General features: G+C 49.6%; 12 protein-coding genes, 1 tRNA gene and 4 pseudogenes. 5 read left to right on the top strand and 12 right to left on the bottom strand.

The features are described 5' to 3' along the window. Window positions 1-16 precede the first annotated feature (16 nt). From ACTHTQ_RS04820 to ACTHTQ_RS04800, 5 genes and pseudogenes are all read right to left on the bottom strand, one after another. On the bottom strand, window positions 17-1,129 hold the full coding sequence (locus ACTHTQ_RS04820; RefSeq protein ID WP_440363257.1) for an IS5 family transposase: 1,113 nt from the start codon (window positions 1,127-1,129) through the stop codon (window positions 17-19). Between the two features lie 157 nt (window positions 1,130-1,286). Further along, window positions 1,287-3,767: pseudogene (locus tag ACTHTQ_RS04815) on the bottom strand (glycogen/starch/alpha-glucan phosphorylase). 312 nt (window positions 3,768-4,079) lie between these two features. Beyond that, window positions 4,080-6,065: pseudogene (gene glgX / locus ACTHTQ_RS04810) on the bottom strand (glycogen debranching protein GlgX). 145 nt (window positions 6,066-6,210) lie between these two features. Further along, window positions 6,211-10,498 (bottom strand): annotated as a pseudogene (gene glgB / locus ACTHTQ_RS04805) (1,4-alpha-glucan branching protein GlgB). 217 nt (window positions 10,499-10,715) lie between these two features. Further along, window positions 10,716-11,198 (bottom strand): FKBP-type peptidyl-prolyl cis-trans isomerase, encoded by a 483-nt coding sequence (locus ACTHTQ_RS04800; RefSeq protein WP_003683125.1) that lies wholly within the window; start codon window positions 11,196-11,198, stop codon window positions 10,716-10,718. A 507-nt stretch (window positions 11,199-11,705) separates the two neighbouring features. On the opposite strand from ACTHTQ_RS04800, the gene ACTHTQ_RS04795 reads away from it, so the two are divergent. Together ACTHTQ_RS04795 and ACTHTQ_RS04790 are read left to right on the top strand one after the other, a co-directional pair. Then, window positions 11,706-11,972 (top strand): hypothetical protein, encoded by a 267-nt coding sequence (locus ACTHTQ_RS04795; RefSeq protein ID WP_440363256.1) that lies wholly within the window; start codon window positions 11,706-11,708, stop codon window positions 11,970-11,972. 95 nt (window positions 11,973-12,067) lie between these two features. Then, window positions 12,068-13,441 (top strand): FAD-binding oxidoreductase, encoded by a 1,374-nt coding sequence (locus tag ACTHTQ_RS04790; RefSeq protein ID WP_440363255.1) that lies wholly within the window; start codon window positions 12,068-12,070, stop codon window positions 13,439-13,441. A 55-nt stretch (window positions 13,442-13,496) separates the two neighbouring features. Here the strand turns inward: ACTHTQ_RS04790 and ACTHTQ_RS04785 are convergent, their stop codons facing one another. After that, window positions 13,497-14,327, bottom strand: coding sequence for a symmetrical bis(5'-nucleosyl)-tetraphosphatase (locus ACTHTQ_RS04785; protein WP_070849511.1), 831 nt, complete (start codon window positions 14,325-14,327; stop codon window positions 13,497-13,499). A gap of 70 nt (window positions 14,328-14,397) precedes the next feature. Continuing rightward, a complete protein-coding gene (locus ACTHTQ_RS04780) occupies window positions 14,398-14,787 on the bottom strand; it encodes a RidA family protein (RefSeq protein ID WP_036472307.1) in 390 nt (129 codons plus the stop codon). A gap of 170 nt (window positions 14,788-14,957) precedes the next feature. Here ACTHTQ_RS04780 and yaaA point away from each other — a divergent pair, with 170 nt between their 5' ends. After that, window positions 14,958-15,737, top strand: coding sequence for a peroxide stress protein YaaA (yaaA, locus tag ACTHTQ_RS04775; protein ID WP_440363254.1), 780 nt, complete (start codon window positions 14,958-14,960; stop codon window positions 15,735-15,737). 79 nt (window positions 15,738-15,816) lie between these two features. Further along, window positions 15,817-15,907 (top strand) — tRNA-Ser (locus ACTHTQ_RS04770). A 245-nt stretch (window positions 15,908-16,152) separates the two neighbouring features. On the opposite strand, the pseudogene ACTHTQ_RS04765 reads toward ACTHTQ_RS04770, so the two are convergent. Further along, window positions 16,153-16,365: pseudogene (locus tag ACTHTQ_RS04765) on the bottom strand (IS30 family transposase); the annotation flags it as partial. A 194-nt stretch (window positions 16,366-16,559) separates the two neighbouring features. On the opposite strand from ACTHTQ_RS04765, the gene ACTHTQ_RS04760 reads away from it, so the two are divergent. After that, window positions 16,560-17,837: an O-acetylhomoserine aminocarboxypropyltransferase/cysteine synthase family protein gene (locus tag ACTHTQ_RS04760; RefSeq protein WP_440363253.1), complete on the top strand. Its 1,278-nt coding sequence runs from the start codon at window positions 16,560-16,562 to the stop codon at window positions 17,835-17,837. A gap of 84 nt (window positions 17,838-17,921) precedes the next feature. Here ACTHTQ_RS04760 and ACTHTQ_RS04755 read toward each other — a convergent pair whose 3' ends face one another. From ACTHTQ_RS04755 to ACTHTQ_RS04740, 4 genes are all read right to left on the bottom strand, one after another. Further along, window positions 17,922-19,526, bottom strand: coding sequence for an ABC transporter ATP-binding protein (locus ACTHTQ_RS04755; RefSeq protein ID WP_440363252.1), 1,605 nt, complete (start codon window positions 19,524-19,526; stop codon window positions 17,922-17,924). 24 nt (window positions 19,527-19,550) lie between these two features. Continuing rightward, on the bottom strand, window positions 19,551-20,459 hold the full coding sequence (oppC, locus tag ACTHTQ_RS04750; protein WP_003683112.1) for an oligopeptide ABC transporter permease OppC: 909 nt from the start codon (window positions 20,457-20,459) through the stop codon (window positions 19,551-19,553). Window positions 20,460-20,531: 72 nt separating this feature from the next. Continuing rightward, entirely contained in the window at window positions 20,532-21,452 is a 921-nt protein-coding gene (gene oppB / locus ACTHTQ_RS04745; RefSeq protein ID WP_036472303.1) for an oligopeptide ABC transporter permease OppB, read from the bottom strand. Between the two features lie 232 nt (window positions 21,453-21,684). Then, the gene (locus ACTHTQ_RS04740) at window positions 21,685-23,481 is read right to left on the bottom strand and encodes an aminopeptidase P family protein (RefSeq protein ID WP_440363251.1); all 1,797 of its coding nucleotides are present in this window, start codon (window positions 23,479-23,481) and stop codon (window positions 21,685-21,687) included. Window positions 23,482-23,517 lie beyond the last annotated feature (36 nt).

Genomic DNA, 23,517 nt, shown 5'->3' with positions numbered 1-23,517 from the left:
GCATCCGGGCCGCCTTTTAGGCGGCAGCAGGCACACTTAGCCTGTTAGCCGCTTTCAACAGGTTCAAACACATCGCCTTCAGATGGCTTTGTGCACTCACTTTGAGCAGCCCGAAGTAGGCTGCCCGTGCATAGCGGAATTTACGGTGCAGCGTACCGAAGCTTTGTTCGACCACATAACGGGTTTTCGACAAATATCGGTTGCGTTTGGTTTGCGCTTCCGTTAGCGGACGGTTGCGGTGGGCTTTGCGCACAATGCCGTCCTGCAACTGGTGTTCTTTCAGATGTTGTCGGTTTTCCTCACTGTCGTAGCCTTTGTCGGCATAGACGGTCGTGCCTTCGGCTATACCTTCCAGCAAAGGCGACAGGTGGTTGCACTCATGGGTATTGGCGGGAGTGATGTGCAATTTCTCAATATATAGTGGATTAAATTTAAACCAGTACGACGTTGCCTCGCCTTGCCGTACTAATTGTACTGTCTGCGGCTTCGTCGCCTTGTCCTGATTTAAATTTAATCCACTATAGCCTTCTTCATCAGTACGGGTATGTTGTTTGTAACCGAGTTTGTAGAGGCCGTTTTTCTTTATCCAACGGGCATCGCTGTCTTTACTCGGTGTGGTTTGGCCGCTGACTTGCCCTTCTTCATCGACTTCTATGGCCTGGCGCTGTTTGCTGCCGGTGGTCTGGATAATGGTGGCGTCAATGACGGCGGCGGATGCTTTCTCTACTTTTAGGCCTTTTTCGGTCAGTTGGTGGTTAATCAGTTGCAGCAATTCGGACAGGGTGTCGTCTTGCGCCAGCCAGTTGCGGTAGCGGCATAAGGTGCTGTAATCGGGGATGCTCAACTCGTCGAAACGGCAAAACAGGTTGAAGTCGATGCGGGTGATGAGGCTGTGTTCGAGTTCGGGATCGGAGAGGCTGTGCCATTGTCCGAGCAGGACGGCTTTGAACATGGACAAAAGGGGATAGGCGGGACGGCCGCGATGGTCTTTAAGGTAGCGGGTTCTTTGACGATTCAGGTATTGTTCGATCGGCTGCCAATCAATCACTTGATCCAACTTCAATAGTGGGAAGCGGTCGATGTGTTTGGCAATCATGGCTTGTGCGGTTTGCCGGAAGAAGGTGCTCATGAGAAATCCCCTAAATGTCTTGGTGGGAATTTAGGGGATTTTGGGGAATTTTGCAAAGGTCTCGGCCTTTTAAGTTTGTTATCCAATTCAAAAACAGCGAATATAAAAAAGCCGATACACCTTCCCGATGTATCGGCTTTCGCTATCTGCTCAACGCTTAATTTTTGCTGGGCAATTCTTTTTCGCTCAATGGTTTGATGTACCAAATATCGCGGCAGTAGTCGGCGATGGATCGGTCGGATGAGAAGAAGCCCATGTTGGCGATGTTGATCAAGGCTGATTTGCGCCATGCGGATACGTTGCGGTAGTGTTCGTCCGCTTTGTATTGCGTGTCAATGTAGCTGCGGAAATCCGCCATCAGCTGATAGAAGTCGCCGTATGGTTGCAACACGTCGTTGTAGCGGTTTGGCTCTTCCGGAGAGAAAGTGCCTTGGCTGATTTGATTGACGACGCGGCGCAGGTCGCTGTCTCGCTCGATATAGCTCAACGGGTCGTAACCGTTATGGCGGATTTCTTCGACTTGTTCTACGGTGTTACCGAAGATATAGCAGTTGTCCGCACCGACTTTTTCCAAAATCTCAACGTTCGCGCCGTCCAGTGTGCCCATACAGATTGCGCCGTTGAGAGCAAATTTCATGTTACTGGTACCGGATGCTTCCGTACCTGCCAGTGAGATTTGTTCGTGCAAATCGGCGGCAGGAATGATGATTTGTGCAAGGCTGACGCTGTAGTTCGGGATGTAAACGACTTTAATCAGGTCGCGGATACGGGGGTCGTTGTTGATGACTTTGGCAACGTCGTTAATCAGTCGGATGATTTTCTTCGCCATGTAATAGGCGGAAGCGGCTTTACCGGAAAAGATGAACACGCGCGGCTGCCAATCGAAATCCGGGTTCTCCAGGATTTTGTGTTGTAGCGGTCAACGATGTGCATCACGTTCAATGCTTGACGTTTGTACTCGTGGATACGTTTGATTTGGATGTCGAAAAGTGCATCGGTGTTAACTTTGATGCCCAGCTCGGTTTCGATGTATTTGGCAAGGCGCTCTTTGGCGGCTTTTTTCACTTCGCCGAATTCTGCCTGTACGGAGGCATCGTCCACTTTATCGTTGAGCTTGGTCAGGTTGTCCAAATGCAGACGCCAGTCTTCGTCGCCCAGATGTTTGTCCAAGAAATTGGTCAAGCCCGGATTGGCGATGTTAATCCAGCGTCGTGGGGTCACGCCGTTGGTTACGTTGGTAAAGCGTTCCGGAAATACTTTGGCAAAGTCGGCAAAGATGGATGTGGTCATCAAATCGGAGTGGATTTTTGCCACGCCGTTGACTTTGTGCGAACCGATTACGGCAAGCCATGCCATGCGGACGCGACGACCATGGGTTTCGTCAATGATGGATACACGACGGACAAAGTCGTCGTCGAAGTTACCGATGGCGCGTAAGGCATTGAGGAAGTAGGCGTTGATTTCAAAGATGATGTCCAAATGGTGCGGCAGCAGGCGGCCCATCAAATCGACCGGCCAAGTTTCCAAGGCTTCGCTCATCAATGTGTGGTTGGTGTAAGAGAAAATCTTGCAGCACATATTCCATGCTTCGGTCCACGCAATGCCTTCTTCGTCAATCAGGATGCGCATCAGCTCAGGAATCGCCAGCACGGGGTGGGTGTCGTTCAGATGGATAGCGACTTTGTCGGCAAGGTTTTTGATGCTGGGGAAACGGCATTTATGGCGCGCTACGATGTCTTGTACGGATGCGGAAACCAAGAAGTATTCTTGTTTCAAGCGCAATTCACGGCCAGATTCGGTAGAGTCGTTCGGATACAGGACGCGTGAGATGTTTTCGTCGCTGTTTTGTGCGCGAACAGCAGAGGCATAGTCGCCTCGGTTGAAGTCGGCAAGGTCAAACAGGTTGCCTGCGTGTGCAGTCCACAAGCGCAATGGGTTGGCACATTCGCCGCCATAGCCAGGAATGATTTCATCGTATGCCCAAGCGGAAATTTCTTCGCTCGGCTGCCATTATTTTTTGTCGCCCAAGTTCAACACTTGACCGCCGAAACGGACGGAATATTGTTTGTTCGGACGGGCAAACTGCCATGCCAAATCTTGGTCGAGCCACAAATCGGTTTTTTCAACTTGTTGGCCATCCACGATTTCTTGTTTGAACATACCGTATTGGTAACGGATACCGTAGCCCATGGCCGGAATGCGCAGGGTTGCCAAAGAGTCGAGGAAGCAGGCGGCCAGACGGCCTAAACCGCCGTTACCCAAACCTGGATCTTCTTCTTGTTCGCAGACATCGGCAAATTCTTTGCCCAGTTGCTTGAAGGCTTCTTCAAATTCGGCGTAAACGCCTTCGTTAATCAGCGCGTTGACAAACGAACGGCCGAGCAGGAATTCCATAGACAGGTAATAAACCATGCGTTTGCTGTTGTCGATGTGGCGCGGCGTGTTTTGAGGAAATCTTCCGCAATCAGGTCACGCGCGGCAAGCATGGCGGCGTTGAGCCATTGGTGTGAAGTTGCCTCCTTCGGATCTACGCCCAAGATGAAATCAGCTTGTAAACGATGGATTTACGGATGGTTTCGGCGTCCGGTTTAGGCATTACGTAATCGTAACCGGAGATGGGGAGTTTTTTCTTAGCCATGGAAGCCTTTCTCTAGCGTGAGGCACTGGACAACGCGCCTGATGGTTTTATTAAAAACAACAAAACTCGGTTTTCAGACGGCCTGACAACGGCAACAGGCCGTCTGAAAGGAATGATGCGTAGGTTTGTTACAAACCAAGGGGATTATAGCGAAAAGATTTAAAAAAAGTATATTTTTTCTTTACAAAACATTTAATTAACAATTAAACCATTAATCATTTTATCGGCATTTTCGATTTATACCATAAAGCTAAAATGAACAAATACCAACAACATATCAAAGAGTTAATTAAATAATAGTTTGATTATCATTTACTTTATTTTATGCAAAATCAAAATACCCATATGCTCAACAACACATTTTCCTGGTTCTTCGTAATTTAATTTCTCTGATGGTACGCAAGAAATCTCCCAATTACCTTGAGGCGGATTAAATAACTGGCGACTACGTTTGGCATTTACCAACAGTAGCCACTCGTCGTCCAAAACAATCTGAATCGCCTTACTGCCCCTGTTGTGCCAACAATATTCGGTCATCGGACTGCTATCGGCATTGAGCCATTGCACACGCTCTTCTCCCCACCAGCAATCATCTGTCAGCAGCTTGATTCGGCTGCGGACGCGTATCAGCTCTTAAGTGTAATCTTGCAACACATAGGACTCATTTTGCCAATCCAACCATGTAATCGGATTATCTTGGCAGTAGCTGTTGTTGTTGCCTTGCTGACTGTTGCCGAACTCATCGCCGGCCAAAAGCATGGGCGTACCGTTAGATAAAAATAAGGAGGCAAGCAACGCTTTGGAAGTGTATTCGCGGTTGAGCAAAACCTCTTCATCATCGGTTTCGCCTTCTACGCCGTGGTTGTAGCTGATGTTTTCATTATGCCCATCGCGGTTGTTTTCACCGTTGGCTTCGTTGTGTTTTTTGTTGTAGCTGACCAAATCGCGCAGAGTGAAGCCGTCGTGTGCAGTAATGAAGTTGATGCTGGCAGACGGTCGGCGGCCGCTGTGGTTGAAAATATCGGACGACCCGGCCAAGCGTTCGGCAAATGCGCCCAAATTACCGCTTTCCCAAGACCAAAACGCGCGCATATCATCACGGAAACGGCCGTTCCATTCGGCAAAAGGTTGCGGGAAATTGCCCAAGTGATAGCCGCCCTCGCCGATGTCCCAGGCTTCGACAATCAACTTCAAACCAGCCAATATAGGGTCTTGATACAGAACTTGGAAAAAACGGCCGTACGATTGGAAATCGGGTTCGCGTCCCAATACGGTTCCCAAGTTGAAACGGAAGCCGTCAACATGAAACTCTTCGGCCCAATAGCGCAGGCTGTCTGCCGCCCAACGGGTAACGTCGCGACGGACAATATTGAGCGTATTGCCGCAACCTGACCAGTTTTCATAGCTGCAGTAAGAGGTGTGCCAATACCATAAGGTGTTGTCGATACCGCGCTGACACAGCATCGGGCCTTTGTCGTCCTGCTCTGCCGTGTGGTTGTACACGATATCCAAAATCACTTCCAAACCTGCCTGATGCAAGGCTTTGACTGCCTGTTTAAACTCCGCCGCCGCACGCTCGGGATTATCGGCATAAGACGGCTCGACGGCAAAATGGGAGTAAGTGTTGTAGCCCCAATAATTGCTCAAACCCATCTGCTGAAAATGGTATTCGTCCAGATGATAATGAATCGGCAGCAGCTCGACCGTCGTCACCCCCAATTCTTGCAGATAAGCCAAAAACCGTTTATCACTCAAGGCCTTATAAGTGCCTGCATATTTCAAATCGGGGAACTGCTTGGTAAACCCTTTGACATGGGCTTCATAAATAACGGTTTTGCCCCACGGTATCTCCGGACGGCAATCTTTGGCCCAATTAAATCGGCTGCGTCCGATCACGACGCTTTTCGGTGCAACGGCGGCATTGTCGCGTTCATCTTCCGGCCTGAACCATGCCATTTCTTCGGCGGTACGGTAGCTTGGTTTGCCGTCAATTTTTTTGGAATACGGGTCAATCAGCAATTTGTTGGGATTAAAACATGAGCCGTATTCTGCGTTTTCACGTCCATACACACGAAAACCGTATCGCTGCCCTGCCTTAACGTCCGGCACGAATCCGTAAAATACCGAACCGCGCCGCGAAGGCATCTCCAAACGGGTTTCTTTATCTTTATCAAACAGACACAATTCTACCTTTTCAGCATTGATGGAAAACAAGGCGAAATTCGCGCCCTTGCTTGTCAGGGTCGCGCCCATGGGATAAGGCTTACCTTCCTCGATATGCCATGATTTGGCAGTCATAGAATGATTCCTTGGTATGTATTTGGTTTCGTGTCCAATATAAGGCCGTCTGAAAATCTTTCAGACGGCCTTGAGTCATATTGATGTCACTATCTTTTAATTTTCAGCTGATTAGGCCGACATAATGCCCACCCTCAAAGTTGATTTACGCTTCGTCTTTGACTGCCGCCTGATACAGGTAAACGGTTGCCAACGGCGGTACGGTAACAGACAGGGAATTTGGTTTGCCATGCGACCAAACTTCTTCTGTCTCCACCGTTGCGCCGGCAGAAACGCCGCTGCCTTTGTAATGCAGGTCGTCTGAATTGAGGATTTCGCGGTATTCGCCGGCAGAATTCACACCAAAACGGTAGCCTTCACGCACCACAGACATGAAGTTGCTGATGACGATAACGCGGTTGCCTTCGCGGTCGCGGCGCTCGAAGACGAATACGGAATTGTCGCCGTCATCGGCAACCAGCCACTCAAAGCCTTCAGGCCATTGGTCTAATTGGTAAAGCGGCGCGGTGTCTTTATAGACATGGTTCAACTCGCGCACAAAGTCTTGTACGCCTTTGTGCCAGCCGCCCTCTTGCTCCAGCAGGAACCAATCCAGTCCTTCGTTGTAGTTCCACTCGCGGCCTTGTGCAAACTCGTTGCCCATAAACAACAGTTTTTTGCCGGGGAAGCCGTACATAAAGCCGTAGTAGGCGCGCAGGTTGGCAAATTGTTGCCAGCAGTCGCCGGGCATACGGCCGAGCAGCGAGCGTTTGCCGTGCACGACTTCATCGTGTGAAAGCGGCAGGACAAAGTTTTCGCTGTACTGGTACATCATGCCGAAGGTCATTTTGTTATGGTGGTATTTGCGGTTGATGGGGTCTTCCATCATGTAACGCAAAGTATCGTTCATCCAGCCCATATCCCATTTGAAGCTGAAATTCAAACCTTCTTGGCGGGTTACATTGGCAAACGAAGTAGATTCTTCGGCGATTTCAGTCGCAGCCGGAACTTCCTCTTTCAATATGGTGTTGGTATCGCGCAGGAAAGCGATGGCTTCAAGGTTTTCATGGCCGCCGTATTGGTTTGGAATCCACTCGCCGTCTTTGCGCGAATAGTTGCGGTAAATCATCGAAGCCACCGCGTCAACGCGGATACCGTCAAAGCCGAAACGTTCTATCCAATACAGGGCGTTGCCTTGCAGGAAGTTTTTCACTTCGTTTCTGCCGAAGTTGTAAATCAGGGTGTTCCAGTCTTGGTGGTAGCCTTCGCGCGGGTCGGCATGTTCGTAAAGCGCGGTGCCGTCAAATTTGGCCAGGCCGTGATCATCGGTTGGGAAATGGCCGACCACCCAGTCGAGGATAACGCTGATACCCTCGTCGTGCGCGGCTTTAATCAATGCGCGCAATTCTTCCGGCGAACCGAAACGGCTGGTCGGCGCATACAAACCGGTTGCCTGATAGCCCCATGAGCCGTCAAACGGATATTCGGAAACAGGCAGGAACTCGATATGGGTAAAGCCCATGTCTTTGACGTATGCCACCAATTCTTTGGCCAGCTCTTCGTAAGTCAACCAGAAATTATTTTCGGGATTGCGTTTCCAAGAACCCAAATGCACTTCATAAATGCTGATCGGCGCATCAATGGCGTTGGCACGGGCGCGGAAAGTCGGGTGCTTCCACTTTTTCCGGCAAACCGCGCACGACAGACGCGGTATTCGGACGCAACTCTGCACCAAAGGCATACGGGTCAGCTTTTTCACGAACATCGCCGTTGGCATCGCGGATTTCAAATTTGTAGAGGGCGTTGAGTTTGACTGCCGGAATAAAGATGTCCCAAATGCCGTTGTCGCGGTGGAAACGCATCACATGGCGGCGGCCATCCCAGTTATTAAATTCGCCGATAACGGAAACGCGTTGCGCATTTGGCGCCCATACGGCAAAGCGTACGCCCTTCACGCCGTCCAACTCGGCAAAATGCGCGCCTAAAGTCTCATAAGGACGCAGGTGCTTGCCTTCGGCCAACAGCCAGGAATCCATGTCTTGCAACGCAGAGCTGAAATGATAAGGGTCTTCTTCAATCACAGGCTCGGAGTCTTCGGTATAACGGATACTCAAAGCGTAATCGGGTGCATCATCGGGCAAAACAGCCACAAAGAAACCGCGTTCATCAATTTTTTCAGACGGCACGATGAGTTCGCCGCTGCGGCGGTTCACAATATTCACACTTACTGCGCCGGGAATTAAAACGCGCACCACTTCATCGCCCTCTGCAAGGCGGTGTCGTCCCAGATAAGCGAACAAGTCGCTGTGGGTGGCAAGAAACAGGCTTTCGACCGTATCGCGCTCGATTTGGTCAAGTTCATGATAAGCCTTGATTTAGCTGTTTGTTTTCATGCGTACCTCGTCAATAATGGCAAGTTGGCCGCCCATGAGGCGGTGTTGTAGGAAATCTTCCAAAGAAACCGGCATTTTTTGCGCCCAGTTCGGATAACCGTCCGGCACGCCGGGGACATTCAAATTGTCAATGATGCCCAGCAGGTTTTCCAGTTGTATGGCGTAAAGCTTGCTGCGGCTCAATGCGCCGTATTTGTGCAAAGCCGCCAGCAAAGTTTCATCGGCTTTTGCCGGCATTTGCACGTCTGCACCCAGACAGCCGGTATATTTCAATTTGTCCAGCAAATCGGCTTTATCGTGTTCGCGCTCATCCAAGGCCGTCTGAAAAGCGGCTGCATCAGGCAAAGTACCGAGTTTGAACATCGTATCCAAATCTTTGCCCATCCAATAACCTGCCAGCGGCGCGACATCGTGGGTACTGATGACCGTAATCGCCTGCTCAGGGTATTCTTCAGGCAGTTGGAAACCGTTCCAGCCCTTGCTGAAATACATCACTTTGTAGGAGAACACTTGATAGCGGTTGAGCAGATAACGCGCTTGATCGGGTACCGTACCCAAATCTTCGCCAATGATGACGCAACGGTTTCGCTGGCTTTCCAAAGCCAATATGGCAAAAGTCACTTCGGTGTCGTAATGCACGTATGCACCGAAATCTGCTGTTTTATCGTTTAAAACCCACCACAAACGACACAGCGCCATCACATGGTCAATCCGCAACACGCCATACAGGCGCATGTTTTCGCGCAACAGATGGGCAAACTTTTCATAGCCCGTATGTTTCAACATCGACGGATTAAGCGGCGGCAAATTCCAATTCTGCCCTGTTGGCCCTAAAGGATCGGGTGGCGCACCGACCGATACGTCCATACAATAATCTTGGTGGTGTAACCAAGTATCCGCGCTGCCTCGCGCCACGCCGACTGCTAAATCGCCGTAAATACCAAGCTTGACACCGTATTCGGCAGCAGCTTGGTTAACTTCTTGCAACTGCTCCGCGCAAAGCCATTGCAGCCACATATAAAAACGGATTTCCCGCTCATGACTGCGCGCAAATTTTTCTACTGCTTCGCCATCAGGCTGATGAAATTCAGACGGCCATGACTGCCAGCCCACTTGTCCGGGACGGCTGTAATACTGGTCCAAAGCCTCAAACAAACTGAAGCCTTGCAAAGCCTTGCCTTTTTCTAATACAAATGCTTCAAATGCAGCACGTTCATTTGCCGCAGCTTCGCAAGTATCCTGTTCAAACGCGTTAAACGCCATATGCAGCGCATCACGTTTGCATGCCCAAACCGCCGTATAAGTCACCGTTTCCGTAACACGCAAAGCAGCAATGCGCTGACGAATTTTCGGTTGTGCCAGCCAGTTTTTCAGTTGCTCGTTATAAGTAAACGCACCGACTTTCTCGATATCCAAGTAAATCGGATTAAGCCATTCGCGCGAAGAAGGGCTATACGGGCTGGCAAAGACAGGCTTGCTGGTAAACAAGGCGTGCAAAGGGTTGATACCGACAAAATCCAGCTTTTTCTCTGCCGCATATTTCATCAGGTTCAGCAAATCGGTAAAGTCGCCTATACCCCAGTTGTGCTCGGAACGCAGGCTGTACAAATGCATGGTCAAACCATTCATCCGACCGCCATTGGCAAGCAGTTTGGGTTGGTAAACCGATTCAGGAGCAACAATCAGGCGTACAAGGCAACATTTTCCGCCGGTCTCGGCCGACAAAGTGTAATAACCGCAAGCCAGTCGGGGCAGCTTAACCCAAAGCGTATCGTTGTCGCCCGGATATAAAGTCAAGCTCTGGCACTCATCCGCCTCATCACTCAATACGACCACTTCCGCACCATGAAATTCAGACGGCATCTGTAAAGATTCTTCGCCGTTTTCATGCGCGACCATCGTATTCAGATAAAGGCCGTCTGAATCCGGTTTGCTTTTGTCCAAAACAGCAACGATCGATTCCAACACTTCAGGTTTGGTCGCATGATATGTACCGTTGATGTCGTGGTAGCCTAAATCAATACCGGCCTCTACAGCCTGCTGCTCCAATGTTTCACTCATTGCATTCTGCCTGTTTTACCAATATCTGAATCTTAATACAGATTGTGTCGCACCGTTACATGTAGTTTATTGTAGTCTCTAACAAAATCCAGATTTCCCTGTTTGATTTGACCTGCGCCAAAATTTCCTATTTATCTGTCTTGTAAAAACTTAAAGGCCGTCTGAAAAGGAAGGTTTCATTCCTTTTCAGACGGCCTTTATCATGCTTCAAACCTGATTAGTGGTGGTGATGACCGTGCGGGCCATGTACGTGACCGTGGGCAATTTCTTCCTCAGTCGCATCGCGTACACCTTCAACAGTCGCTTTGAACAATACTTTCATACCGGCCAAAGGATGGTTGCCGTCCACTACGGCTTTACCGTCGGCAACATCGGTTACACGATAAATCAATACATCGCCGGTTTCCGGATCATCGGCTTCAAACATCATGCCGACTTCAACTTCGACAGGGAACACGCTTACATCTTCAATACGCACCAGCTCAGGATCTTGTTCGCCAAAGGCATCATCAGGCGACAAAGCCACTTCAACGGTATCGCCTACATTTTTGCCGTGCAACGCTTCTTCCACCAAAGGGAAAATACCGTCATAACCGCCATGCAGGTAAGCAATCGGCTCTTCAGTTTTGTCCAACAGCTGGTTGTTTGCATCGTACATTTCATAATGCAGGGAAACTACGGAATTTTTAACAATAGACATCATGTCGTCCTTAATCAATATTTAAAAGTCAAGTTCAGGCTATTCTATCACAGCTGTAACTCAACAATCGGTTTACCTTAAACAAATACTTTTGGCAAACACAACAAAACCAAAAAAGCCCATATAAAAAACCAAATTGAATGATTCCAATCCATAAAAGTTGCTTTTTCACAACACAAAGTTGCTAAATTACAAAAATTTCCCCAAACGCAAAAACATTCCAAACCCTTAAAACCAACAACAGTTGAAAATAATCAAGCTATTGAATATAAATGATTTTTAAAATTTTCATTAATTATGAATATTTTTAGATGATTTTTTACCTGCCTCCCTGATTTACATTATTTTCGCTAATTTTGTATTGATTTTAGTCCATAAAAGGTTAAGCAACGTTGCATTGACCAACCCCGTGGGGCATAATAACGAAAATTCAGCAATGAATTTCTACTGTACAGGCCGTTTAACGGCTATTTTTAGTTTAAATCGATTTAAAAAAGGTCCTCAAAAATGAAAAAATCTCTGTTCGCTGCTGCTTTGTTGTCTTTAGCTTTGGCCGCTTGTGGCGGTGCTGATAAAGCTGCTGAAACTGCTGCTTCTGCTGCTTCTGAAGCCGCTGCTTCTGCTACTGAAGCTGCTGCATCTGCTACCGAAGCTACCGCTTCTGCTGCTACCGAAGCTACTGAAGCCGCTGCTTCTGCTACCGAAGCTGCTGCATCTGCTACTGAAGCTGCTGCTTCTGCTACTGAAGCCGCTGCTTCTGAAGCTGCTAAATAATATTCTTTTGAATATAAGAAAAGCAGGATACCATTGCGTATCCTGCTTTTTTACATTCCTCACACACCCCTTCCCGACTTTTCCGCCTGACTGCCATGCACCTTCACGACCGTTTTGCTGAGTTTCTTTCCGCCTCTGAAATCATTGAAGCTACTCCGGCCTTGTTAAACGACCAACGCCGTCGTTTTGTTTCTTCGCCGGATATTGTCTTACAGCCGAACTCTGTCGAGAGCATGCAGAAAATCATGCGTTTCTGTTTTGAAAACCGTATCCGCGTAACCCCGCAAGGCGGCAATACCGGATTATGCGGCGCAACGGTAACCACCGAAGGCGTACTGCTCAATCTCTCCAAGCTCAACCGCATCCGCGATATCAACCTTGCCGACAACAGCATGACGGTTGAAGCAGGCGTGATTTTGCAGAATGCTCAAAATGTGGCAGCCGAAGCCGGACGACTGTTTCCACTCAGCCTTGCCAGCGAAGGCTCTTGCCAAATCGGCGGCAATATTGCCTGTAATGCCGGCGGTTTAAATGTCTTGCGTTACGGCAGTATGCGTGATTTGGTATTGGGTTTGGAAGTCGTTTTACCAAACGGCGAACTGGTTTCCCATCTTCAGCCCCTGCACAAAAACACAACGGGCTACGACTTGCGCCATCTTTTTATCGGCAGCGAAGGAACATTGGGCATTATTACCGCCGCCACACTCAAACTCTTTGCCCAACCCAAAACCAAAGCAACCGTATGGGTAGGTTTAGATGATATTGAATCCGCCGTCTCGCTTTTAACTGCGGTGCAAGGTCATTTTGCCGAGCGCTTGACCAGCTTCGAGCTGATCAGCCGCTTTGCCCTTGATTTATCTTCGGAATTCAGCCAACTCAAAAAGCCTGCCGATGCGCAATGGCATATTTTGATTGAACTTGCCGATTCCGTTCCCGATGCCGGACTGGATGAAAAGCTTGCCGAATTTCTCTATCAAAACGGATGGGAAAACAGCATCTTGGTGCAATCCGAACAAGAGCGATCCGACTTATGGACCTTGCGTGAAAATATTTCCGCTTCCCAACGCAAACTCGGCACCAGCATCAAACACGATATCGCCGTCCCTATCGCCCAAGTAGCCGCCTTTGTCCGCCAATGCGCGCCTGCCTTGGAAACCCGTTTTCCCGGCATACAAATTGTCTGCTTCGGACATTTGGGCGACGGCAGCCTGCATTACAATACATTCCTACCCAACGTATTGAGCAACGAAGCCTACCAATACGAAGATGCCGTCAATACCATTGTTTATGAAAACATCCTTGCCTGCCACGGTACCATTGCCGCCGAACACGGCGTAGGCATTATTAAAAAACATTGGCTGCCCCGAGTGCGCACACAAGCCGAACTTGCTCTGATGCATGCCATCAAAAATCAGCTTGACCCTTACGGCATCATGAATCCGGGCAAACTCCTGCCTTCTTTGGATTAACACAGACAAGAAGGCCGTCTGAAACATTTCAGACGGCCTTTTTGTCTTATCCAAACTATTTTAATGCCGTTTTCCAGTCCAATCCGCCCAACGACGGTACCTGTATCACTTCGTTGGTATCCAAATTGACCGCTGTCAGCTCTCCGCCCCACAACGCGCCGGTATCCAAAGCGATAACCTGATCGGTATTAACGTAGCCCAATGACGACCAATGTCCGAACACGGTAATATAATCCAAATTCTGCCTATCAGGCGCTTTAAACCAAGGGCGCAGGTAAAGCGGCATTTTCTTCAAAGTGGATTTATATTCGTAATCCAACTCGCCTTTGTACGTCAGCGCACGCATACGGGTAAAGACATTAATAATCATGCGTAGGCGCTCATAGCCGGTCAAATCATCCGTCCATGCAGTCGGCTTGTTGCCGTACATTTTGCCAAAAAATTTCCTGTATTTTTTACCTTGCAATTCATCCTCAGCTTCACGGGCAAGGCTTTCGGCCTTATCAACCGACCATTGTGGCAAAATGCCGGCATGCACCATCACATGCCTGTTGCCGCGCACCAAAAGCGGTTGATGACGCAGCCAGTCCAATAGGGATTGACTCTCGGGATGAGTCAAAATTGGCTCAACCGTATCGCTGCGCTTGAGCGTTCCTTCACCGCAACCGACTGCCAAGAGATGCAAATCATGATTGCCCAAAACCATTTGCACACTGCTGTCATGCTCTTTGGCAAATTTCAGGGTTTCCAATGACTTCGGGCCGCGATTAACAATATCGCCGACCAGCCAAAGGGTGTCCGTACCATGATTAAAGCCGATTTTGGCAAGCAGCAAAGTCAGCTCGTCAAAGCAGCCTTGAATGTCTCCGATTGCGTAATGTGCCATTATTATTGTTTTCCGTTGTTCTTATTTTCAGACGGCCTCAAGCCCAGCCCAGGCCGTCTGAAAACATCAATTATGCATTTAAAACCAATACTGCCTCTGCTTCAACCTGAACACCTTTAGGAAGACTGGCTACGCCAACCGCCGCACGCGCAGGGAAAGGCTGTTCGATAAATTCAGCCATCACTTCATTGAACACGGCAAAGTTGGCCAAATCAGTCAAATAAGCATTGAGTTTGACGATATCGTTCAAAGAACCGCCTGCCGCTTCGGCTACGGCTTGCAGGTTTTTAAATACTTGCACTGCTTCGGCGCGGAAGTCGCCATCACCGACCACAGTCATCGTAGCCGGATCCAAAGGAATCTGACCGCTCATATAAACCGTATCGCCTGCACGCACTGCTTGGCTGTATGCCCCAATCGCGGCAGGGGCTTTGTCGGTATGGATAATGGTTTTAGACATGATATTCTCCTCAAGTAGAAATGTCAGAATCAGGTGGAAGCTTCGAATTTTACTTTCAACAGAAATACGTTTCAATAAAAGCATTCAATTAATGCGTTTAGCCCGTCTTGTTCTTCCCCGATTTTAAACCTACAATTCCACACATTATTCATTTCAAAGCCGAAATTATCATGTTTTTTGTCTTATCCCCAGCCAAAAACCTCAACGAAAAAGACCCCTCCCCCGTCAGCAGCTTTACCCAGCCCGACCTTTTGCCCGAAGCAGAAATCCTGATGCAAGAGTTGCGCCAGCTTGCCCCTCAACAAATCGCCGAGCTGATGCATGTTTCCGACAAAATCGCCCTGCTCAACGCCGAACGCAATGCCGTATGGCACACGCCGTTTACCCCTGAAAACGCCAAACAGGCCGTATTTATGTTCAACGGCGACGTCTACGAAGGCATCGCCGCCGATACGTTCAAGCCGGAGCAAATCGACTACCTGCAACAACACGTCCGCCTGCTCTCCGGCTTATACGGCGTACTGCGCCCGCTCGACTTGATGCAGCCCTACCGCTTGGAAATGGGTACGGCCTTTGCCAACTCACGCGGCAAAAACCTCTACGAATTTTGGGGCGATAAAATCACCGACCTGCTCAACCAAACACTGAAGCAAGCCGGCAGCGACGTTTTAATCAACCTCGCCTCACAAGAATATTTCAAATCCGTCAACACCAAAAAACTCAACGCACGCCTGATTACACCGATTTTTAAAGACGAGAAAAACGGCAAATACAAAATCATCAGCTTCTACGCCAAACGTGCGCGCGGTTTGATGGTGCGCTACGCGGCAGAACACGGAATTACCGATCCTGAAATGCTGAAAAACTTCGACTACGAGGGCTATTCATTCAATGAAGCAGCTTCAAACGAAGCCGAATGGGTATTCATGCGTGAAGAACAATCTAAATAAAAACAGAATCCTAGATATTTTTTCTAAAATACCTCTTGGCAAAGGCCGTAAGTTCCATTAATATTACGGCTTCAAGAATGGAAGCGTGGCAGAGCGGTTTAATGCAACGGTCTTGAAAACCGTCGAGGGTTGATAGCCCTCCGTGAGTTCGAATCTCACCGCTTCCGCCATTCTTGATATTTTTTTATCTACTGAAAATGAAATGCGAGACTTGATGATTCAAGTCTTTTTTTATTTTCAAATCCAAAGAATACCCAAGGGCCGTCTGAAACTTTCTATAACGCAGTTTCAGACGGCCTAATACCTTTGAAAAATCCCCCAAATTCCTAAAGTCCTACCCAGACATTTAGGAATTTGGGGGATTTTTGCATAGGTATTCGCTTTTCTGATCTTTGCCACCAATGGTATCGCCCTACCCATTACCAATGCGGAATTTTTGCTCGACAATGGAGAGGCATTTTCCATGCTGACGCGATCGTGCATTTTGCCTCAGAGCCATGTGCTGCCGTATCGTTTGCAGTAGGATTTGCTGCATATTCTGAGATGTTGCCACAAAGTACCGCCGTCGCTTTTATCTTTAGAGGAGGTCGCGGCAAACGGTAGCGTGATGGGGTGTCATTCGATGATGGTGTGGTGGCAGGACAGGTCTTGAATGTGGTATCGTTCTTCTTGGGTCAGTTGCGTATCACTCATGGTAATCTTTCTTATATAAAAGACCGTATGTTGCTATATCCAAACTTTTCCGTTATGGAAAGTTTGCCCTTCAAATCCAAATCTGCTGGCCTCTATTTATCATTATTTAATCGCTACAAGGATATTTAAATGAAACGGGAAACCATTGCCCTGCATGCAGGCTATCAATCCGAACCGACTACCAAATCCGCTGCCGTCCCCATTTACCAAACCACTTCCTACACTTTCGACAACACGCAACACGGCGCAGACTTGTTCAACCTTGAGGTTGCGGGCAATATCTACACCCGAATCATGAATCCGACCACTGCCGTTCTGGAAGAACGCGTTGCCCGTTTGGAAGGAGGTATCGCCGCATTGGCTGTCGCCAGCGGTATGGCTGCAATTACCTATGCCGTTCAAACTTTGGTTGAAGCAGGCGACAACATCATCGCAACCAAAACCCTCTACGGCGGCACATACAATTTCTTTGCCCACAGCCTGCCGCGCCAAGGCATAGAAGTGCGCTTTATCGATCCTGCCAAACCCGAAGAAATCGCCGCCAATACCGACAGCCGAACCAAACTGGTGTATTGCGAATCCATCGGCAATCCCGCCATCAATGTTGTCGATATTCAGGCATTCGCCCAAGCCGCACACGCTCAAGGTCTGCCTTTAATGGTAGATAATACCGTTGCTACGCCCACATTATTCCGCCCGATCGAGCACGGCGCCGACATCGTTATCCAATCCCTGACCAAATACATCGGCGGCCACGGCACAACGATTGGCGGTTCCATTATCGACGGCGGTAAATTCCAATGGGCAGGCAATCCGCGTTTTGAAAAAACCTTCAATCAGCCTGATTCGTCTTACCACGGCGTAAACTACTGCGAACATTTTGGTGCGGCAGCCTATATCGCCCGTGCCCGTGTCGTCCCATTGCGTAATACCGGCGCCGCCCTGTCTCCGCACAGCGCATTTTTACTGCTTCAAGGTTTGGAAACCCTCGCCCTGCGTATGGAACGTCATTGCGAAAACGCCCTAAAAGTAGCCGAATTCTTAAGGAAACATCCGCAGGTCGAATGGGTAAACTATCCCGCCCTGCCTGACAGTCCATATAAAGCCTTGATTGACCGAGACTACGGCGGAAAAGCCTCAGGTTTGCTGAGTTTTGGTATTAAAGGCGGTCGTGAAGCCGGCGCGAAGTTTATTGACGCATTGCAACTCTTCCTGCGCTTGGTGAATATCGGCGATGCCAAATCACTGGCTACCCATCCCGCTACAACGACCCACCGTCAGCTTGACGATGCAGAACTCGCCGCAGCAGGCGTCAGCCCCGACATGGTACGCCTGAGCGTGGGTATCGAGCATATCGACGATTTGCTTGCCGACTTGGCACAGGCATTGGATGCCGCACAGGTATAGGTAATAGCTGCGCTAATTAGATGAAAAAAGCCTCCGCTTAAAAAGGCCGTCTGAAAATTTCTTTTCAGACGGCCTTTTCCTTTTCTACAAATCAAATGCGGCGTTAATCAAACGTTTGGTGTAGTCGTTTTGCGGATGGTGGAAAATCTGATCCGCGCTGCCGTACTCAACCATTTCGCCCTGCTTCATCACAATCACGTTGTCGCTGACGGCGCGCACAACAGACAAATCATGACTGATGAACATATAAGTCAGACCGTATTTCTTCTGCAAGTCACGCAAAAGTTCGACCACTTTGGATTGTACGGAGCGGTCAAGTGCAGAGGTCGGCTCGTCCAAAAGAATGAATTTCGGGCGCAGGATAACGGCGCGTGCAATCGCGATACGCTGACGCTGGCCGCCGGAGAATTCATGCGGATAGCGGTTGAGCGCGTCAAGCGGCAGGGACACTTCCTTCATGACTTCCAAAACACGCTGGATACGTTCTTTTTTGGTCATTTCAGGATGATGAACCGTCAAACCTTCGCCAATAATTTCGCCAACGGTCAGGCGCGGTGAAAGCGAACCGAACGGATCTTGGAACACAATTTGCCGTTGCGATTTCAGACGGCGTGCTTCTTCGGCGGTATAGTTTTTCAGGTCTTTGCCTTCAAAGGAGATATGGCCGGTATAAGGCAGCATCTGCATGACGGCTTTGCCCAGCGTGGATTTGCCGGAACCGGACTCGCCGACGACGCCCAATGTTTCGCCTTCTTTAATTTTGAAGCTGATGCCTTTGACGGCATCAAAAGTTTTGAGCGGTTTGCCGAAAAAGTTTTGCTTCAATACGAAAGAAACATTGACATTATCGGCATCGATTAACACACCGGCATTGTTTTCTTCCGGCTCTTTCATGCCTTTTGGAATGGCATTGATGAGTTCGGCAGTATATTCGTGTTTCGGATGAACAAATACTTCTTTGATTTTGCCACGCTCGACAATTTCGCCGTTACGCATGACGCAGACGGTTTTGGAATAGTGTTCCGCCAAACCCAAATCGTGGGTAATGAAGATAATCGCCATGCCCATTTGCTGTTGCAAATCGTGGAGCAAATCGAGAATCTCGGCTTGAATGGTCACATCCAAAGCCGTGGTCGGTTCGTCGGCAATCAGCAAGTCAGGTTCATTGATGAGTGCCATGGCAATCATGATGCGTTGCAGCTGACCGCCGGAAAACTCGTGCGGATATTGCTTCATGCGGCGTTCGGCTTCTTTGATGCCCACACGCTCCAGCAATGCCAATGCCTTCTGCCCGGCTTCTTTTTTGCCGAGCTTTTTATTGTGCACACGCGCCGCTTCAATCAGCTGCGCACCGATACGCATAAACGGATTGAGCGAGGTCATCGGCTCTTGGAAAATCACGCTGATGCGGTTGCCGCGCAAATCACGCAGGGTTTTCTCATCGGCATCCAAAATGGAAATGCCGTCAAAAGTAATGCGCGAATCTTTGCTGTATCGGGCAAATTTTTCAGGCAACAGGCGCATAACGGACATGGACGTTACAGACTTGCCCGAGCCGGACTCGCCGACCAAAGCCAATGTTTCGCCCTCTGCCACTTTAAAGCTGACATTACGCACGGCATGAACGGTTTTCTCATGCAGCTCAAAATTGATGTCCAGATTTTCTACAACCAGTAACTGTTTTGTCATTTTGATTATCCTTTTGGTTGTGGTTTAGCGGTCTTTCGGGTCGAGCGCATCGCGCAGGCCGTCGCCGATAAAGTTGAAACAGAACAAAGTGGTTACCAAGAAGAAACTCGGCACAAGCAGCTGCCAAGGTGCGGCTTCCATCGAAATCGCGCCTTCTTGCAACATCGAACCCCAACTGGTCATCGGCTCTTGCACTCCCAAGCCCAAGAAGCTCAAAAAGGATTCAAACATAATCATGCCCGGCACCAGCAAAGAGGCATACACCATCACCACACCCAAAACATTCGGAATAATGTGGCGCGTCACGATTTTACGTTTTGCCACGCCGCTCACACGCGCCGCTTCGACAAACTCTTTATGCTTCAAGCTCAAGGTTTGACCGCGCACGATACGCGCCACGTCCAGCCAAGACACCAAACCCACGGCGGCAAAAATCAAAAGCAGGTTGCGGCCGAAGAACGTAGTCAGCAGAATCACGAAAAACATAAACGGAAACGCGTTCAAAATTTCCAAAAAGCGCATCATCAGCGAATCGAGCTTACCACCGATAAAGCCGGCAATCGCACCATAAAGCGTACCGATAACAACGGCCACCAATGCGCCGGCAACACCGACCAGCAAGGAAATACGTCCGCCGGTTGCCGCACGCGACAACAAATCGCGGCCGAGCAAATCCGTACCCAGATAGTGATGGGTAGAAAAGGACGGCGGAATCTGCATATTGTCCCAGTCGGTGAAGTCGTAGGTGTAGCGGACAATCCATGGTGCCACAATCACAAAAATACTGATCAACAACAGGATGATAATGCTGTACACCGCCGCTTTGTTCTGTTTAAAACGCCGCCATGCGTCGCTCCACAGGCTTTTGCCGTGTACTTGGGCGTATTCTGCTGCCTCTGCAAGGGCCTGAGTCTGCTTCTTTTTGAATAACATAATATTCTCTCTCGCTTTTTATTCTTTCTTCAGGCCGTCTGAACGTTTCAGACGGCCTTTGCGCAAATGGGATTAATAACGGATTTTCGGGTCAATAATGGCATACAGAATATCGAGGATGGCGTTGAACAAAATGGTCATAATGCCGACCAAAATCGTCAAACCCAAAATCATGCCGTAGTCGCGGTTGAGCGCGCCGTTGACAAACAATTGTCCGACGCCGGGAATACCGAACACGTTTTCAATCACAATGGAGCCGGTGATGATGCCGACGAATGCCGGGCCTAAGAAAGAAACAATCGGCAACATGGCGGGACGCAGCGCATGGCGCAGAATGATGCGGCTCATGGGCAGGCCTTTGGCGCGTGCCGTGCGGATAAAGGGGCTGTTCAATACTTCGATCATCGCGCCGCGCGTAATCCGCGCAATACTGGACACATAACCGATGGACAAAGTAACGACAGGCAGAATCAAGTTCATCAGTGCGCCATCGTTCCAGCCACCCGCAGGCAGCCATTGCAATCTGACGGCAAACACCAGCACCAATACCGGCGCCATCACAAAACTGGGAACGACGATACCGGTCATCGCGCCGCTCATCAGCGAATAATCCAGCCAGCTGTTTTGTTTTAAGGCGGCGATAATGCCGATAAACATGCCGAAGATGGCGGCGATTAAAAAGGCGTAAAAACCAAGTTCTGCCGATACCGGCAGGGATTGGGCAAGCAACTCATTAACGCTGAAATCTTTATATTTGAACGACGGTCCCAAATCCCCCTGCGCCAACTGCTTGAGGTAGTGGAAATATTGGAGGTACATCGGGTCATTGAGGTGATATTTCGCTTCGATGTTGGCCATGACCGCAGGCGGCAAATTGCGTTCGCCTGTGAACGGGCTGCCCGGTGCAAGCCGCATCAGGAAAAACGATACGGTAATCAACACCAGCATGGTCGGGATGGAAGCACATATCCGTTTGATGATGAATTTCAACATAATCAGGCTGTCCTGTTTGAACATACCGGACTCGTGAAAACAAGCTGACCTGAAGCGGAAATCGAATGAATGGCAGCAGGCATCTGTAACGTCGCCGCGCCGGTTTCTCTCTCTATTCCGACCGGGTTATTGTTTTTATTCGGAGTCGGGTAAGGTTTTTTTAGTTTTTAGATAATTGTTGTTATAAGGCCGTCTGAAACTTTGTATCCGCCGTTTCAGACGGCCTTTCACGTTAACGCGCCAAAGGTTCGGTGCGTTCAATCAGCCATGCTTTGGCCGCGCCTTCTGTCAAAGGCTCAAGACGGCGGCGCACTTCGGCGTGATATTGGTTCAGCCATTCGATTTCGCTGCCGGTCATCAGTTTGGTATCGATCAGGCGCGTATCGATTGGGCAGAGGGTAACGGTTTCAAAATACAGGAATTTGCCGAACTCGGTTTCCTCTGGGTTTTCAACCGGACGGTTGATTACCAGGCTTTCGATACGGATACCCCATTTGCCCGGACGGTAAAGACCCGGCTCGTTGGAAGTCAGCATGCCTGACTTCATCGCGTGATGCGGTTGCGGCACGGCGGCAACGGCAATGCTTTGCGGGCCTTCATGCACATTGAGGAAATAGCCCACGCCATGACCTGTACCGTGACCGTAATCGCATTGTGCCTGCCAGAGTGATTTGCGGCAGATGGCATCAATCATCGGGCCTTTGATGTTTTCGGGGAAAATGGTTTCCGCCAGAGAAATATGCGCTTTCAACACCAAAGTGTAATCGCGCTTCATGGCCGCACTCGGATTGCCGACAGGCACCACGCGCGTGATGTCGGTCGTACCGCCCCAGTATTGGCCGCCGGAGTCAATCAGCAGCATACCGTCGCCTTTGATTTTGCTGTTGTTTTCCGGTGTCGCGCTGTAATGAGGCAATGCGGCATTGGCATTATAGCCGGCGATGGTGTCGAAACTTGGCGAAATAAAGCCGGGACGTTGGCTGCGGTGTTTGTAGAGCATGCCGTCGATGTCCAGCTCACTCAATTCGCCGCCGTCCGCCAAAATTTGTTCAAACTCGGCAAAAAAGCCGCACAATGCCGCGCCGTCTTCCGCCATGGTATTGCGGATATGGGCGATGTCGGCATCGGATTTAACAGATTTGAAGAATGTGCTTGGGTGGATGGCTTCAATCAAACGGACGTCTTCAGGCAGGCGGCGCAAAGTGCCGACAGCGGTTTTGTTCGGATCAATCAGCAATGTGCCGTTAACGCCTGCCAAATAGTCCGCCGCTTGCGCATAAGGCAATACTTCAAAACCTGCTGCTTTCAAAGCTTCGGCAGATTCGGCTTTCAGACGGCCTGCATCGGTAAACAATACAGCTTTGTCTTGGCTGATAAACAAATGGGACAAGAACACGGGGTTGAACGGCACATCATCGCCGCGCAGATTGGTAATCCAAGCGATGTCGTCCAAAGAAGAAACCAAATGCGCCTCTGCGCCCTGCTCTTTCATGGCCGCACGGATACGGGCCAGTTTTTCGGCCGCCGTTTCGGAAACATAGTCGGGATGGTGAACGTAGATTTCCGGAGTCGGCAATGCAGGACGGTCGTCCCAAACTTCGTCCAACAAGGTTTCAGGATATTCGAGGCGAATGTTTTTGGCGGCAAGTGCCTGTTTCAAACCGCGCTCGCCGCTGAGTGCGAACATATCGGCAGGCGCGCCGACCACTGCGCCCTCGGGCAGATTTTGTGCCAACCACTCGGTATAAGGCGCATCAACGCCCATTTTTTGCAACTCAATGCCGTTCGGCGCAAGCTGTTGGCCGGCCTGTTCCCAATAGCGGCTGTCCGTCCACACGCCTGCTTTATCGGCGGTCACCACCAAAGTACCGGCCGAACCGGTAAAGCCGGAAAAATCGCGGCGTGCCTGCCAATGCTCGGGCAGGTATTCGGAAAGGTGCGGATCGGCGGAAGGAATGACAAACGCGTCCACGCCATGTTTTTTCATGGCTTCGCGTAAAGCGGACAAACGTTGTTGTACAGATTTCATGTGTTATATCTCCTATTGTTTCAGACGGCCTCTGTC

The organism is Neisseria sp. P0020.S003, assembly GCF_051957095.1.
In the GTDB taxonomy this organism is placed as follows: Bacteria; Pseudomonadota; Gammaproteobacteria; order Burkholderiales; family Neisseriaceae; genus Neisseria; species Neisseria subflava.
This window is presented reverse-complemented; position numbering and strand designations above follow the sequence as displayed.